We start from the raw sequence: 13,323 nt of genomic DNA, 5'->3' as shown, positions 1-13,323 counted from the left end.
CTTGTCGCGTCTAATCGCTAATACTGATCTGCCGATAGATGCCGTCGATCAACCGCCAATCAGCGATTGCTGATAGAGGGCAAAACAGGCTTCTGCCAGCGCCGAGCGCGGTGCGCTGCGACGCATGATCAACCCCAGGCGGCCAAGGGTCTGGGCGTTCTCGATCGGCTGCAGGCGCAAATGCTCGGTCAGGCCTTCGAGGCCGCCGTCCAATGGCATCATGGCGCAACACAAGCCGCCGTGCACGGCTTGTAACAGTTGGTGCACGGCATCGGTCTGCAACAACGGCTGCGGGGTCAAGCCACGGCTGTGGAAGTTATGGTCGATGGACTGGCGAAAGTGCATGCCACTGGTGAGCATGCCCAGCGGCAGTTCGATCAACGATTCCCAACTCAATGGCGCTTCGCCAAAGGTGAAGAAGCGTTGGTCGTAGAGCAGACCCATGCGGGTTTCGCTGAAGGCCAGGGAGTCGAAGTGTTCGGCATCCAGGCGTTCCAGGTATGACACGCCCAGATCCAGGCGATTGTTCGCCAGTTGCTCGAGGATCTGTTCGGAACTCAGGGCCGAGAGTTCGAAGCGCAGGTTCGGGTGTTCGGCGTGCAAGCGTTGCATCAGTGGCAGCGGATCGAAGCTCGACAACGGCACTACGCCCAGGCGCAAGGTGCCGACCAGATTGCCGCGACAGGCGGCTGCCTCGGCGTATAAGCCGTCATAGGCCGCCAGTACGGTGCGCGCCCAGGCCAGCACCCGTTCGCCCGGTGCGGTGAAGCCTTCGAAGCGTTGGCCGCGATTGACCAGCGGCAGGTCGAGTTCTTCTTCGAGACTGCGCAGGCGCATGGACAGGGTCGGCTGGGTGATGTGGCAGCGTGCGGCGGCCTGGCCGAAATGGCGGGTTTCGTCGAGCGCGATGAGGAATTTCAGCTGCTTGATGTCCATCTGCGCTCCAGGGGTTGGGAAGGTGCGGATTCTATCGCAAGCGGGGTCATTGGTCGGGTTGGATTCGTAGGTGACGACCGTGGTCTAGGCTCTGATGTCTGGAACCCGAAACCCAAGGAGAGTGCACCATGAGTCTTTTGAGCTTTGTGAAGGAAGCAGGCGAAAAATTGCTGGATTTGCTGACGCCAGGTAACGCCAATGCCAGTGAGCAGTTGAAGGAGCACATCAGCAAGGTCGGCCTGGGCAACCCGAATGTGCAGGCGACGGTCGATGGCGACAAGGTCACGGTGACCGGTGAAGTCGCCAGCCAGGAAGAGAAGGAAAAGATCCTGCTGGCGGTGGGCAACATCGCCGGGGTGGGCAGCGTGGATGATCAGATCACCGTGACCGGACCGGTGGTGAAGGCGGCAGTGTTTGTCACCGTGGTGAAGGGCGATACCCTCAGCGCGATTTCCAAGCGCGTGTACGGCGATGCCAACAAGTACAACAAGATTTTCGAAGCCAACAAACCGATGCTGTCGCACCCGGACAAGATCTATCCGGGGCAGTCATTGCGGATTCCTGAGTAAGTCGTCAAACCGCATGATGGCCATCGCGGGCAAGCCACGCTCCCACAGGATCTGAGTCGATCACGAAGGTTGCGAACGACGCAGATCCTGTGGGAGCGAGCTTGCTCGCGATAGCAGGCAACTCGGTCTAGAGCCCTGCAATCAAATCCCGATAATCCCCAACCGCCGCGAACTCCGCCGTATCCTTCGGTCCCTTGCGGCTATCCGGCTCTCGCACTGCCAGCAAATGCGCCACGCCAAAGTCCCGTGCACTGCGCAGGATCGGCAAGGTGTCGTCAATGAACAGGCTGCGCGCCGGATCGAAATCGATATCGGCTTGCAGCGCATCCCAGAACTGCGGATTTTCCTTGGGAAAGCCGTAGTCGTGGGAGCTGATCAAACGCTCGAAGTAGGGCGCCAGTTCGATTTTTTCCAGCTTCAATGACAGCGCATCCCGATGGGCATTGGTGATCAGCACCACGCGCTTGCCGGCCCGTTTGATCGCCGCCAGAAAGGTGTCGGCATCCGGGCGCAGGGCTATCAGATGCGCGGTTTCCAGTTTCAGGTCGCGCACCGACAGTTTCAGTTCGGCGCTCCAGAAGTCCAGGCAGTACCACTGCAACTGGCCGGCATTGCGCTCGAACAACGGCTGCAATTCCATCTCGGCCATGGCCCGGCTGACCCCGTGCAGTTCGGCGTAGCGCTGGGGCAGGTGCTCCATCCAGAAGTGGTTGTCGAAATGCAGGTCCAGCAGCGTGCCGTCCATGTCCAGCAGAACGGTATCGATGTCGGACCAGGGTAATGAAGGCATGGCAACGTCTCGGGCAGTAGAAAGATTTCTGGCGTAAACAATCGGGAAAGCCGCGTTATAGTAGCGCGTTCACGCCAAGGAGCTTTGCATGCGCCAGAAACCCACCATACTCGCCCGCGAAATTGTCGCCACCAGTCGATTGTTCTGCGTGGAAGAGCTGAAGCTGCGCTTTTCCAATGGCGTGGAGCGCACGTATGAACGCCTGGTCGGCAAGGGTGCCGGGTACGGCGCGGTGATGATCGTGGCGATGCTCGATGCCGAGCATGCGGTGCTGGTCGAGGAGTATTGCGGCGGCACGGATGAATATGAAATGTCATTGCCCAAGGGTTTGATCGAGCCGGGCGAAGACGTGCTGGCGGCGGCCGAGCGCGAGCTCAAGGAAGAGGCCGGTTTTGGCGCGCGGCAACTGGAGCACCTGACCGAGTTGTCGCTGTCCCCCGGCTACATGAGCCAGAAGATCCAAGTAGTGCTGGCTACCGACCTCTACGAAGAGCGTCTGGAAGGCGACGAGCCAGAGCCGATGCGGGTGGACAGGGTCAATCTGCGTGAGCTCTCGGCGCTGGCGCAAAACCCGCAATTTACCGAAGGCCGGGCCTTGGCGGCGCTGTACCTGGCCCGAGACCTGTTGACTCAGCGCGGAGCGTTCCAGCCATGAATTTCCCGCATCCGTTGATGGCGCCGGTCATTGAGCTGGCCTTGCAGGCCGGTGAGGCGATCCTGCCGTTCTGGCGCACAGGCACGGCCGTCACGGCGAAGGCTGATAACTCGCCGGTGACCGCTGCCGACCTGGCTGCGCACCACTTGATTCTGGCCGGGTTGACGGCGCTTGATCCGAGCATCCCGGTGCTTTCCGAGGAAGATGCCAACATTCCCCAAGACGTGCGGGCCGGATGGCAGCGCTGGTGGCTGGTCGATCCGCTGGATGGCACCAAGGAGTTCATCAGCGGCAGCGAAGAGTTCACCGTCAACATCGCCCTGATCGAAAACGGTCGGGTGGTGTTCGGTGTGGTGTCGATGCCGACCAACGGGCGTTTTTACGTCGGTGGTGCGGGACTCGGCGCCTGGCGTGGCGATAAAGGTGGCACACCCGTGGCGATCAAGGTGCGTGATGCGTTAGCGCCCGGCGAGTCGTTCACCGTGGTGGCCAGCCGTCGTCATTCGAGCCCGGAGCAAGAGCGATTGCTGGCCGGGTTGAGCGCCAGCCTTGGCGAGCTGCAACTGGCCAATATCGGCAGTTCGTTGAAGTTTTGCCTGCTGGCCGAAGGGGCGGCGGATTGCTATCCGCGCCTGGCACCGACTTCCCAGTGGGACACGGCGGCGGCGCAAGGTGTGTTGGAAGGTGCGGGCGGGGAAGTGCTGGAGTTGAGCGGTGAGCCGTTCAGCTATCCGGCGCGGGCGTCGCTGTTGAATGCGTTTTTCCTGGCATTGCCGGCGAAGGCGGCCTGGCGGGAGAAACTGCTGGAATTGGCCCGCTCCTGAAATCACCTTCACTTTGTGTCAACCGGTTCACCGGTGCAGCACGTACTGTCCGACAAACCTCACCGCATCTTCATCACGACCTTCGTTGACCACCCGTGTATGCAGCGTCAACCGAGCTCGGCTGTATCGCTGGAAGGTGGTCAGGAATTTCTTCCAGATCACCGGGTCCGGCGCCTGGCAAATGGCGTTGGCATCCCCCGTCACCGGCAGCGGATAGCTGATCTGCCCTTCCTGAATCACGATGTGCCCGTCGGTAATGCCTTCTTCCTTGAGGCGCAAATGCAGCCAGCCCCAACCGGCCAGGACCGCGCCGCAATACAGGCTGCCGCCGAACATGGTGCTCTTGTGGTTGACGTTGGCTTCCAGCGGCAAGTGCAGACGCAGTTGCTGGTCATGCCAGTCGAGCACTTTGAGGCCCATGTCCCTGGTGAGGGGAATGTCGTGATGGAGAATGGATTCCAGTTGTCGACTGTCGCGGCTCATTCAGGGGCCTCTTGCTTGAAGTGGATGATTGGACGGTAGCTCAATCGAGATCGTCAGGGTGGGCCGAGGCGCCACTGTCGGCGAAACTCAGACCGTGCTTGCGCAGTTTGTCGTGCAGGGTCTTGCGCGGAATGCCGAGGGCTTCGGCGACGCTGCGCACGGAGCTGTGCGAACGTGCCAGTTCGGCGGCGATGAGTGTTTTTTCGAAGTTCTCCACTTGCTCGCTCAAACCGCCGTCGACGACTTCGACCCTGTTGCCAGCGCTGCCTTCCGGCGTGCTGTTGTCGAGGGCCAGTTCCAGCCCGAGGGCAAAACGTTCGGCCGCATTTTGCAGCTCGCGCACGTTGCCGGGCCAGGTGTGGCGCAGCAGCAAGGCACGTTGCCCGGGTTGCAGTTCATGGGGCGGCAAGCCGTGGCGGGCACTGGCTTCATCGGCAAAATACTGGAACAGCATCAGCGCATCTTCGCCCCGTTCGCGCAGCGGTGGAATCCGCAGCGGCGCAACGTTCAGGCGGTAATACAGGTCGGCACGGAAACGCCCTTGATCCGCTGCCTGGCGCAGGTCTTCCTTGGTGGCGGCGATGATGCGGATGTCCAGCGGGATCAGTTGATTGCCGCCCAGGCGTTCGACCACCCGCTCTTGCAGCAAACGCAGCAATTTGACCTGCACATCCAGGCTCATGCTTTCGATTTCATCGAGGAACAGCGTGCCGCCATTGGCGAATTCGAACTTGCCGATGCGGCGTTTCTGCGCGCCGGTGAAGGCGCCGGGCTCGTGGCCGAACAACTCGCTTTCGACCACTGATTCGGCCAGTGCACCGGCGTTGATCGCCACGAACGGACCGTTGCGACGGCTGGATAAATCGTGCAGCGCCCGGGCCACGACTTCTTTGCCGGCGCCGGTTTCGCCGAGGATCAGCACGTCGGCCCTGGTTGCCGCCAGGGCACCGATCTGCTCGCGCAGGCGCAGCATCGAAGGTGAGTGGCCAACCAGCCGCGTGCTCAGCTCGTTGCGGTCGCTCAAGGCCAATCGCAGGCTGCGGTTGTCCAGCACCAGCCGGCGCAGGGCCAATGCGCGGCGCACGCTTTCGAGCAGGGCGTCGCTGGCGAAGGGTTTCTCCAGAAAGTCATAGGCTCCGGCGCGCATGGCCTGCACCGCCAGCGGCACATCGCCATGGCCGGTGATCAACAGCACCGGTAGCTCAGGGTCCTGGGCGTGCAGTTCGGTCAACAGCTCAAGACCGTCCATGCCGGGCATGCGGATGTCACTGACCACCACCCCTGGCCAATCACGTTCAAGTTGCGCGGCCAGACCCTTGGCTTCGGCCAGCGGCAGGATTTTCAGGCCGGCCAGATCCAGCGTCTGGCTCAAGGCCTGGCGCAAATGAGGGTCGTCGTCGATCAACACGACCTGAATGCGGTTGTCGATGGTCATGCACTTCGGTCCTCGGACGGTTGCAGGCTCACGCCCGGTGCGCCTGCGCGCAGCTTCAGGGTAATCAGGGCGCCGCCCTCCTTGTGGTTGGCGAACGACAGTTCACCGCCGAAGGCGCGCATCAGGGTTTCGCAAATCGCCAGCCCCAAACCGAGGCCCTGGGTGCGGGTCTTGGTGGTGTAGAACGGCTCGCTGGCGCGCCCGAGGGCTTCCATGCAAAAGCCGGGGCCGTTGTCGCGAATGTACAGGTTGACGCCTTCGGCCGTGGATTGGGCACTGAGCCAGAGTTTACGTGGCGGGCCTTTTTCCGTCAGGGCATCCAGGGCGTTGGCCAGCAGATTGCCGAGTACCTGGCGCAGGCGGGTTTCCCCGGCTTCGACCCACAGGGTGGCGGCGGGCAAGTCGCGGATCAGCTCGACTTCCATGCTGCGTCGACGCTTGGCCAGCAAGGCCAGGGCATCGTCCAGCGCCGGTTGCAGGGCGACGCTTTCCGGGGCATGCCGGTCGCGCCGGGCAAAGGCGCGCAGGTGGGCGATGATCGAGGCCATGCGACCGGTCAATTCGCTGATCAGCTTGAGGTTGCCACGGGCATCGTCGGTGCGCTGGTGATCGAGCAACACTTCGGCGTTTTCCGCGTAGCTGCGAATCGCTGCCAGCGGCTGATTGAGTTCGTGGCTGATGCTCGCCGACATGGTGCCCAGTGCCGACAATTTACCGGCCTGCACCAGATCATCCTGGGCGCGTACCAGTTCCTGCTGGGCCTGTTCGCGTTCCAGCACTTCCTGTTTCAGGCGCCGGTTCAGGCCTTCGAGATCGCTGGTGCGCTCGGCAACCCGGCCTTCCAGTTCGCGGCGGGCCTTGGCTTCGAAAGCAATGCGCTCGAGGTAATGGCGGCGGCGCTGCATCATCAGGCCAAGCAGCAGCATCAACACCAGCAGCGCTGCGCCACCGATGGCCACCACCGTACGTACCGGGCGGTCGATCAAGGTGCGCGGGGCGAGGATGCTGACGTCCCAGCCGGTTTCGGCGATCTGCTGGGTCTGGGTCAGCCAGGCGTCCGGGTTGAGCTTCAGCGGTTTTGGATCGCGGGTTGGATAGGGCTGGATCGCAGTGATGGCCTTGCTTTCTTCCTCGCTCAACGGGCGGGTCGAGCGGAATCGCCACTCCGGTCGCGAGGTGAGAATGACGACGCCGTTGTGGTCGGTCAGCAGCAGTTGTTCCGGGGTTTTGCCCCACAGGCTTTCGGTGTGGTCGAGGTCGACCTTGACCACCAGCACACCAACGATTTTTTCACCGTCGCGCACGCCAGCGGCGAAGAAGTAACCGCGCTTGGCCGAGGTCGTGCCCAGGCCGAAAAAGCGCCCGAGCCGCCCGGCCATGGCTTCGCTGAAATACGGCCGGAAGGAAAAATTGCGCCCGACGAAACTGTCGTGTTTGTCCCAGTTGGAGGCGGCCAGGGTCTTGCCGGTGGTGTCCATCAGGTACATGACTTCGGCACCGGTCTGGGCGGCGATGTTTTTCAGCAGGCGGTTGGCGTTGCCTTGGGTGACGCCATCGTCCGGTGCGCCGAGCACGGCGCGCAGGGCCGGCAGGTCGCCGAGGATCTGCGGCAGCACTTCATAGCGATGCAGGGTACCCAGCAGGTTGGCGACGTAGAGGTCGAGGGTCTGACGATTCTGACTGGCCAGCTCGCTGCGGTAGTAACGCTCGGCGAGATGTTCCAGCGGCCACAGCAGCGGCGCCAGGCACAGTGCCAGCAGGGCCAGGCTGCGCCAACGGGGTCTGGGAGGGAGGGTCGGTTTCATGAGCAGCATGCGCCTGTGGGTACAGGCGCATTATGCCTAGGCTTGCGGGCGCAGTCTGCGCACTGTAGGCCAGGTGCGTTTTTGCGCTGAATCTTGCGCCGGGTTTTCAGGCGAAGACTTCGGCATCCTTGAGGAATACAGCGGCCTGGTCCTTTGCCGACAGCTGCGGCGTGCCTTGCAGTTGCCAGTCGATGGCCAGGTCCGGGTCGTCCCAGCGAATGCTGCGCTCGGCGGAGGGCGTGTAGTAGTCGGTGGTTTTGTAGAGGAACTCGGCGAAATCGCTCAGCACCACGAAACCGTGGGCAAAGCCTTCCGGTATCCAGATCTGGCGATGGTTGTCGGCGGACAGGACCACCGCCACCGATTTGCCGAAATGTGGCGAACTGCGGCGGATGTCCACGGCAACGTCGAGCACTTCACCGGCTGTGACACGAACCAGTTTGCCTTGTGTGTTCGTCAGTTGGTAATGCAAACCACGCAACACGCCTTTTTGCGAGCGGGAATGGTTGTCCTGAACAAACCGAGGATTCAGGCCGGTAGCTTCTTCGAAAGCCTTGGCGTTGAAGCTCTCATAGAAGAAACCACGTTCGTCGCCAAAGACCTTGGGTTCAAGGATCAGAACACCGGGCAGGTCGGTGGTCACTACATTCATGGTGGCTCTCCAGCAGTGTGCGTTGAATGGCCGCCATTCTTGCGCAAAGCGCCGACCGGGGCGAGTACTCAAGTTAAAATCTATCGGCCTGTTCCAGCCCCGGCAAATGACCATTGCCGGTTCCGGGGGGTTGCGTATCGCCCGAACCAGTGGCGATATAGGCGCCTAATAAAATTACAGGGGTCGTTGTATGCCGCTCGCCACGTTGATTCATCGCGCCAGTTTGCCCAGCCCGCAGGTGTCTGCGGAGCAAGCGCTAGGGCTGCTGGAAGAACATTACGGGTTCAGCGGCAGGTTGCAGGCCCTTGGCAGCCAGCAAGACCTGAACTATCGCGTCGACAGCGAGCGGGGACGTTTCGTCCTGAAAATCTGCCGTGGCGACTACTCGGTACTGGAGCTTCAGGCGCAACACGCCGGGCTCAAGCATCTTGGCGAGCACCCCGATGTAAATGTGCCGCGTGTTATCGCGGCGAAAAACGGTGCAGACCTGCTGTCGCTGGACGTGGGTGGCCAGGCGGTGCACGTTCGCCTGCTCGACTACATCGAAGGCCAGCCGCTGACGAGCCTCGACTATTTCAATCCGACGGTGGTGTCCGGCTTCGGTCGCCTGTGCGGTGAAATGGACCTGGCCCTGGCGGATTTCGACCATCCGGGACTGGTGCGAACCCTGCAATGGGACGCCCGCCATGCCCACGCCCTGATCGCGCATTTGCTGCCGGTGATCAAGGATGAAGCCCAGCGCAAACTGATCGTCGAAGCGTCCGGGCAAGCCGAGCGGCATTTGCAGCCACTGCAGGACAAACTGCCGGTGCAGGCCATTCACATGGACATCACCGATGACAACGTGGTGTGGCAGCGCGATGCGCAGCGCCATTGGCAGCTGCAAGGCGTGATTGATTTCGGCGACCTGGTGCGCACCTGGCGCATCACCGATCTGTCGGTGACCTGTGCCGCGCTGCTGCATCATGGCGAGGGCGATCCGTTCTGCATTTTGCCGGCAATCCAGGCGTATCACGCGGTCAACCCGTTGCAACACGAAGAGCTGCTGGCGTTGTGGCCGCTGGTCGTCGCCCGCGCGGCGGTGTTGGTGCTCAGCGGCGAACAGCAGGTCAGCATCGATCCGGGCAATGCCTACAGCCGCGACAACCTTGTCCATGAATGGGAAATCTTCCGTGTGGCCACGTCGGTGCCGTTGGCGCTGATGGAAGCAGCGATCCTCACCGCCGTCGGCCAGAGCCTGCCCACCATCGGCAGCGAAGGCTTCGCGCCGCTGTTACCGAGCCTGGTCGGGCGTGAGTTCGCCTTGATCGACCTCGGTGTGCTCAGCCCGCATTTCGAGGCCGGGAACTGGGAGCACGAGGGTGTCGATCAGCGCCTGCTGGATGAAGCGGCCGCAGCACATGGCCTGGCGGCCAGTCGTTACGGGCAATACCGCCTGTCCCACACCCGCCCGGACAGCGCCGCTGAACCGGACACCTGCCCGCTGCACGTCGAGTTGCGAGTGCCTCAGGGCACGGCGGTCGAAGCGCCGTTTGCCGGGGTGGTGCATCAGTCATCGGCGGGCGTGCTGCAACTGGATGGCCCGCAACTGAGTGTGCGGCTTTGGGGTGTCACGCCGTCGCTGCACAGCGGCGCGGCCCTGGTCAAAGGCCAGGTGCTGGGTTCGGTCAGCGGGCCATTGATCGTGCAGTTGTGCCGTGGCGCGTCGATCGATGCGCCGTTGTTCTGCACGCCATCACGCGCCGCCGCCTGGCAGGCGTTGTGCCCGTCACCTGCGGCGCTGCTGGGTTTGGCGTGTGACGCCGAAGCCGAGCTCGACGGAGCGACCTTGCTGGCCCGGCGCGATGCCAGCTTCGCCCGCACACAAAAACACTATTACGTTGATCCACCGCGCATCGAACGCGGCTGGCGCAACCATTTGATCGACATGCAGGGCCGCTCCTACCTCGACATGCTCAACAACGTAGCGGTATTGGGCCACGGCCATCCACGCATGGCGGCAGTCGCCAGCCGCCAGTGGTCGTTGCTCAACACCAACTCGCGCTTCAACTACGCAGCCGTGGCCGAGTTCTCCGAACGTTTGCTGAAGCTGTCCCCCGAAGGCATGGACCGGGTGTTCCTGGTCAACAGCGGCAGCGAGGCCAACGACCTGGCGATTCGCCTGGCGTGGGCCTACAGCGGCGGTCGCGACATGCTCAGCGTGCTGGAGGCCTATCACGGCTGGACGGTGGGCGCGGATTCGGTGTCGACCTCGATCGCTGACAACCCCAAGGCCTTGAGCAGCCGCCCGGACTGGGTGCACCCGGTGACCGCGCCAAACACCTATCGCGGTGAGTTCCGTGGCCCAGACAGTGCGCCGGATTATGTACGCAGCGTCGAACACAACCTGGCGAAAATCGCCGAGCAGAAACGCCAACTGGCCGGTTTCATCTGCGAACCGGTGTACGGCAATGCCGGCGGTATCTCGCTGCCACCAGGTTATTTGAAACAAGTCTATGCCATGGTCCGGGCCAGGGGCGGTGTGTGCATCGCCGACGAAGTGCAGGTCGGCTACGGGCGCATGGGCGATTTCTTCTGGGGCTTCGAAGAGCAGGGCGTCGTGCCGGACATCATCACCATGGCCAAGGGTATGGGCAACGGCCAGCCACTGGGCGCGGTCATCACCCGCCGGGAAATCGCCGAGGCGCTGGAGACCGAGGGTTACTTCTTCTCTTCCGCCGGCGGCAGCCCGGTCAGTTGCCAGGTCGGCATGGCCGTGCTGGATGTGATGCAAGAGGAAAAACTCTGGGAGAACGCCCAGGTCGTTGGCGGGCACTTCAAGAAGCGCCTCGAAGCGTTGATCGATATTCATCCGTTAGTGGGCGCGGTGCACGGTTCCGGTTTCTATCTGGGCGTCGAGTTGATCCGCGACCGTGAAACCCTGGAGCCGGCCACCGAAGAAACCACCGCACTGTGCGATCGCTTGCGTGAGCTGGGGATCTTCATGCAACCGACCGGCGATTACCTGAACATCCTCAAGATCAAGCCGCCGATGGTCACTTCGCGCCAGAGTGTGGATTTCTTCGTGGACATGCTGTCGAAGGTGCTCGCAGAAGGGCTGTAAATACATCCCCCCTGTAAATGCGGGCCAATGTGGGAGCGGGCTTGCTCGCGAAAGCGGTGTGTCATGCAGCATTGAACTCGACTGATACACCGCCTTCGCGAGCAAGCCCGCTCCCACATGAGTTGTGGTGTTAATTCGATTGATATCGGCTTTTAGTCGATTGTTTTTGTAACGGTGGATGTAAGGTGCTTTAAAAGCCGATATTTATCGGATATAAAGTCGCCATAGCCCACGGCGTTTACACATACGCTTCCATTTCTGTCAGGTATCAATGTCACTCCGGAGTCCTGAGCCATGACCACGTTGAACAGCACCCCTCGCGCCGACGGCTTCTATATGCCAGCCGAATGGGCACCTCAAACCCAGACCTGGATGATCTGGCCCGAGCGCCCGGACAACTGGCGCCTGGGTGGCAAACCGGCACAAGCCGCTCACGTGGCAGTGGCCAAGGCCATCGCCCGTTTCGAACCGGTGACCGTGGCGGTTTCCGCCGGCCAGTACGAAAACGCCCGTGCCCGTCTGGACGTGCCGAATATTCGTGTGGTGGAAATGTCCAGCGACGACGCCTGGGTTCGCGACTCCGGTCCTACCTTCGTCATCAACAACAGTGGCGAAGTCCGTGGCGTGAACTGGGACTTCAATGCCTGGGGCGGTTTTGACGGCGGCCTGTATTCGCCGTGGAACCGTGACTCGCAGGTTGGTGGCAAGATCCTCGAGATCGAGCGCAGCCCCCGCTATCGCACCGAAGGCTTCGTGCTGGAAGGTGGTTCGATTCACGTCGACGGCGAAGGCACCCTGATCACCACCGAAGAATGCCTGCTCAACCGCAATCGCAACCCGCACATGAATCGAGCGGAAATCGAAGCGGTCCTGAGTGCAAACCTGGCTGTGGATAAGATCATCTGGCTGCCGGATGGCTTGTTCAACGACGAAACCGATGGCCATGTGGATAACTTCTGCTGCTACGTGCGCCCGGGTGAAGTGCTGCTGGCCTGGACCGATGATCCGCAGGACCCGAACTACCCGCGCTGTCAGGCGGCGATGAAAGCGCTGCAAAGCAGCACCGATGCCAAGGGGCGCCCGTTCACGGTGCACAAGATGCCGATCCCGGGTCCGCTGTTTGCGACTGAGGAAGAGTGTGCCGGTGTCGATCCGGTTGATGGTACGCAGGAACGTAATCCTACTGTTCGTCTGGCCGGTTCCTATGTGAACTTCCTGATCGTCAACGGCGGCATCATCGCGCCGAGCTTTGACGACCCGCAAGATGGTCCGGCAAAGGAAATCTTGCAGAACCTGTTCCCACAGCATGAAGTGGTAATGGTGCCTGGTCGCGAACTGTTACTGGGGGGCGGCAATATTCACTGTCTTACCCAGCAACAACCCGCGCCGCACAAGGAGTGAGTGAGGTCGTAACAGCTTGAGTTGATTACGAAATCCCTCAGGCTGTCGATCAGCCTCCCGCAATGCACGGAGCCCGCGGCCCTACAGGCCTGCGGGCTTTTTTGTATCTGCCAGGCCACACTTCAGAAACCTTGGCACAGCTCTTGTATCTCCGCTGTTGTAACTCGGGGGAGGGAGGACTTCTATGTTCTGTCATAAACCTTGGATAAGTTAGCCGCTCACAAACCGGGAGAGAGCGCTGAAATGAACGCCGAAGTGAACGTAGTGAGCGACAAGGCGTTGCATCCCCTGGCAGTAAATAGCGAATCGCTCCAGATCCTGGCGCACTGGTTCAAGTCCAATGGAATGCGTCAGATCAGCGATACTGATCCGCGCCGGACAATGATCGAGCGTTACCCTGCTGGTTTATTCAGCGAAGCGGAACTGGATGCGTTGTGGGATGTGATGGAAGGATAAGAAGAACAACAACGGATTGAACAAAAAAAACGCTGCCGGGATGGCAGCGTTTTTTTTGCGCGCAGATTCATGTAATCACTACGATCCCCTGTGGGAGCGAGCTTGCTCGCGATGGCGCCCGACCAGTCAGCATTTATATTGACTGACCCACCGCTATCGCGAGCAAGCCCGCTCCCACAAGGGAATAGTGTGAACCAGTGTTATTGGTTCACAC

General features: G+C 61.4%; 12 protein-coding genes. 6 read left to right on the top strand and 6 right to left on the bottom strand.

Features of this window, described 5'->3' with window-relative positions:
* Positions 1–48: 48 nt before the first annotated feature.
* Complete coding sequence (locus tag KGA98_RS12960) at positions 49–936, bottom strand: LysR family transcriptional regulator (RefSeq protein WP_223502479.1); 888 nt, start codon at positions 934–936, stop codon at positions 49–51.
* Positions 937–1,064: 128 nt separating this feature from the next.
* Between KGA98_RS12960 and lysM the strand changes: the two genes are divergently transcribed.
* Positions 1,065–1,505, top strand: a complete 441-nt coding sequence (gene lysM / locus KGA98_RS12955) for a peptidoglycan-binding protein LysM (protein WP_007972838.1) — start codon at positions 1,065–1,067, stop codon at positions 1,503–1,505.
* 127 nt (positions 1,506–1,632) lie between these two features.
* Here the strand turns inward: lysM and yrfG are convergent, their stop codons facing one another.
* Positions 1,633–2,295, bottom strand: coding sequence for a GMP/IMP nucleotidase (yrfG, locus tag KGA98_RS12950; protein ID WP_150755608.1), 663 nt, complete (start codon positions 2,293–2,295; stop codon positions 1,633–1,635).
* Between the two features lie 88 nt (positions 2,296–2,383).
* Here yrfG and nudE point away from each other — a divergent pair, with 88 nt between their 5' ends.
* The gene (gene nudE / locus KGA98_RS12945; RefSeq protein ID WP_090452543.1) at positions 2,384–2,950 is read left to right on the top strand and encodes an ADP compounds hydrolase NudE; all 567 of its coding nucleotides are present in this window, start codon (positions 2,384–2,386) and stop codon (positions 2,948–2,950) included.
* On the top strand, positions 2,947–3,774 hold the full coding sequence (cysQ, locus tag KGA98_RS12940; RefSeq protein ID WP_223502478.1) for a 3'(2'),5'-bisphosphate nucleotidase CysQ: 828 nt from the start codon (positions 2,947–2,949) through the stop codon (positions 3,772–3,774). The genes nudE and cysQ overlap by 4 nt, the downstream gene beginning before the upstream one ends.
* A gap of 27 nt (positions 3,775–3,801) precedes the next feature.
* Here the strand turns inward: cysQ and KGA98_RS12935 are convergent, their stop codons facing one another.
* The 4 genes from KGA98_RS12935 to rfbC form a co-directional block, all read right to left on the bottom strand.
* Positions 3,802–4,257 carry a YiiD C-terminal domain-containing protein gene (locus tag KGA98_RS12935; protein ID WP_218495330.1) on the bottom strand — a complete coding sequence of 152 codons (456 nt, stop codon included), beginning with the start codon at positions 4,255–4,257 and terminating at the stop codon, positions 3,802–3,804.
* Between the two features lie 40 nt (positions 4,258–4,297).
* Positions 4,298–5,692, bottom strand: coding sequence for a sigma-54-dependent transcriptional regulator (locus KGA98_RS12930; protein WP_223502477.1), 1,395 nt, complete (start codon positions 5,690–5,692; stop codon positions 4,298–4,300).
* On the bottom strand, positions 5,689–7,497 hold the full coding sequence (locus KGA98_RS12925) for an ATP-binding protein (protein ID WP_223502476.1): 1,809 nt from the start codon (positions 7,495–7,497) through the stop codon (positions 5,689–5,691). Before KGA98_RS12925 ends, KGA98_RS12930 begins: the two co-directional genes overlap by 4 nt.
* A gap of 106 nt (positions 7,498–7,603) precedes the next feature.
* Positions 7,604–8,149 carry a dTDP-4-dehydrorhamnose 3,5-epimerase gene (gene rfbC, locus KGA98_RS12920; RefSeq protein WP_223502475.1) on the bottom strand — a complete coding sequence of 182 codons (546 nt, stop codon included), beginning with the start codon at positions 8,147–8,149 and terminating at the stop codon, positions 7,604–7,606.
* A gap of 190 nt (positions 8,150–8,339) precedes the next feature.
* Between rfbC and KGA98_RS12915 the strand changes: the two genes are divergently transcribed.
* The 3 genes from KGA98_RS12915 to KGA98_RS12905 all read left to right on the top strand — a co-directional run bounded on the left by KGA98_RS12915 (position 8,340) and on the right by KGA98_RS12905 (position 13,109).
* Positions 8,340–11,252, top strand: a complete 2,913-nt coding sequence (locus KGA98_RS12915) for an aminotransferase (protein WP_223502474.1) — start codon at positions 8,340–8,342, stop codon at positions 11,250–11,252.
* Between the two features lie 294 nt (positions 11,253–11,546).
* Complete coding sequence (aguA, locus tag KGA98_RS12910) at positions 11,547–12,653, top strand: agmatine deiminase (protein ID WP_057712442.1); 1,107 nt, start codon at positions 11,547–11,549, stop codon at positions 12,651–12,653.
* Positions 12,654–12,896: 243 nt separating this feature from the next.
* Positions 12,897–13,109 (top strand): hypothetical protein, encoded by a 213-nt coding sequence (locus tag KGA98_RS12905; RefSeq protein WP_057712441.1) that lies wholly within the window; start codon positions 12,897–12,899, stop codon positions 13,107–13,109.
* Positions 13,110–13,323 lie beyond the last annotated feature (214 nt).

This window comes from Pseudomonas sp. BF-R-24, assembly GCF_019947335.1.
Taxonomy (GTDB): Bacteria; Pseudomonadota; Gammaproteobacteria; order Pseudomonadales; family Pseudomonadaceae; genus Aquipseudomonas; species Aquipseudomonas jessenii.
The sequence above is the reverse complement of the archived record's forward strand: the minus strand, read 5'-3'. Positions and strand labels throughout refer to the sequence as shown.

What these genes read in the sequence shown, in the direction of transcription:
- KGA98_RS12935 (WP_218495330.1), bottom strand. Translation starts at nt 4,257, where the DNA reads ATGAGCCGCGACAGTCGACAACTGGAATCCATTCTCCATCACGACATT.
- KGA98_RS12925 (WP_223502476.1), bottom strand. Translation starts at nt 7,497, where the DNA reads ATGAAACCGACCCTCCCTCCCAGACCCCGTTGGCGCAGCCTGGCCCTG.
- KGA98_RS12905 (WP_057712441.1), top strand. Translation starts at nt 12,897, where the DNA reads ATGAACGCCGAAGTGAACGTAGTGAGCGACAAGGCGTTGCATCCCCTG.
- nudE (WP_090452543.1), top strand. Translation starts at nt 2,384, where the DNA reads ATGCGCCAGAAACCCACCATACTCGCCCGCGAAATTGTCGCCACCAGT.
- rfbC (WP_223502475.1), bottom strand. Translation starts at nt 8,149, where the DNA reads ATGAATGTAGTGACCACCGACCTGCCCGGTGTTCTGATCCTTGAACCC.
- cysQ (WP_223502478.1), top strand. Translation starts at nt 2,947, where the DNA reads ATGAATTTCCCGCATCCGTTGATGGCGCCGGTCATTGAGCTGGCCTTG.
- yrfG (WP_150755608.1), bottom strand. Translation starts at nt 2,295, where the DNA reads ATGCCTTCATTACCCTGGTCCGACATCGATACCGTTCTGCTGGACATG.
- aguA (WP_057712442.1), top strand. Translation starts at nt 11,547, where the DNA reads ATGACCACGTTGAACAGCACCCCTCGCGCCGACGGCTTCTATATGCCA.
- KGA98_RS12930 (WP_223502477.1), bottom strand. Translation starts at nt 5,692, where the DNA reads ATGACCATCGACAACCGCATTCAGGTCGTGTTGATCGACGACGACCCT.
- lysM (WP_007972838.1), top strand. Translation starts at nt 1,065, where the DNA reads ATGAGTCTTTTGAGCTTTGTGAAGGAAGCAGGCGAAAAATTGCTGGAT.
- KGA98_RS12915 (WP_223502474.1), top strand. Translation starts at nt 8,340, where the DNA reads ATGCCGCTCGCCACGTTGATTCATCGCGCCAGTTTGCCCAGCCCGCAG.
- KGA98_RS12960 (WP_223502479.1), bottom strand. Translation starts at nt 936, where the DNA reads ATGGACATCAAGCAGCTGAAATTCCTCATCGCGCTCGACGAAACCCGC.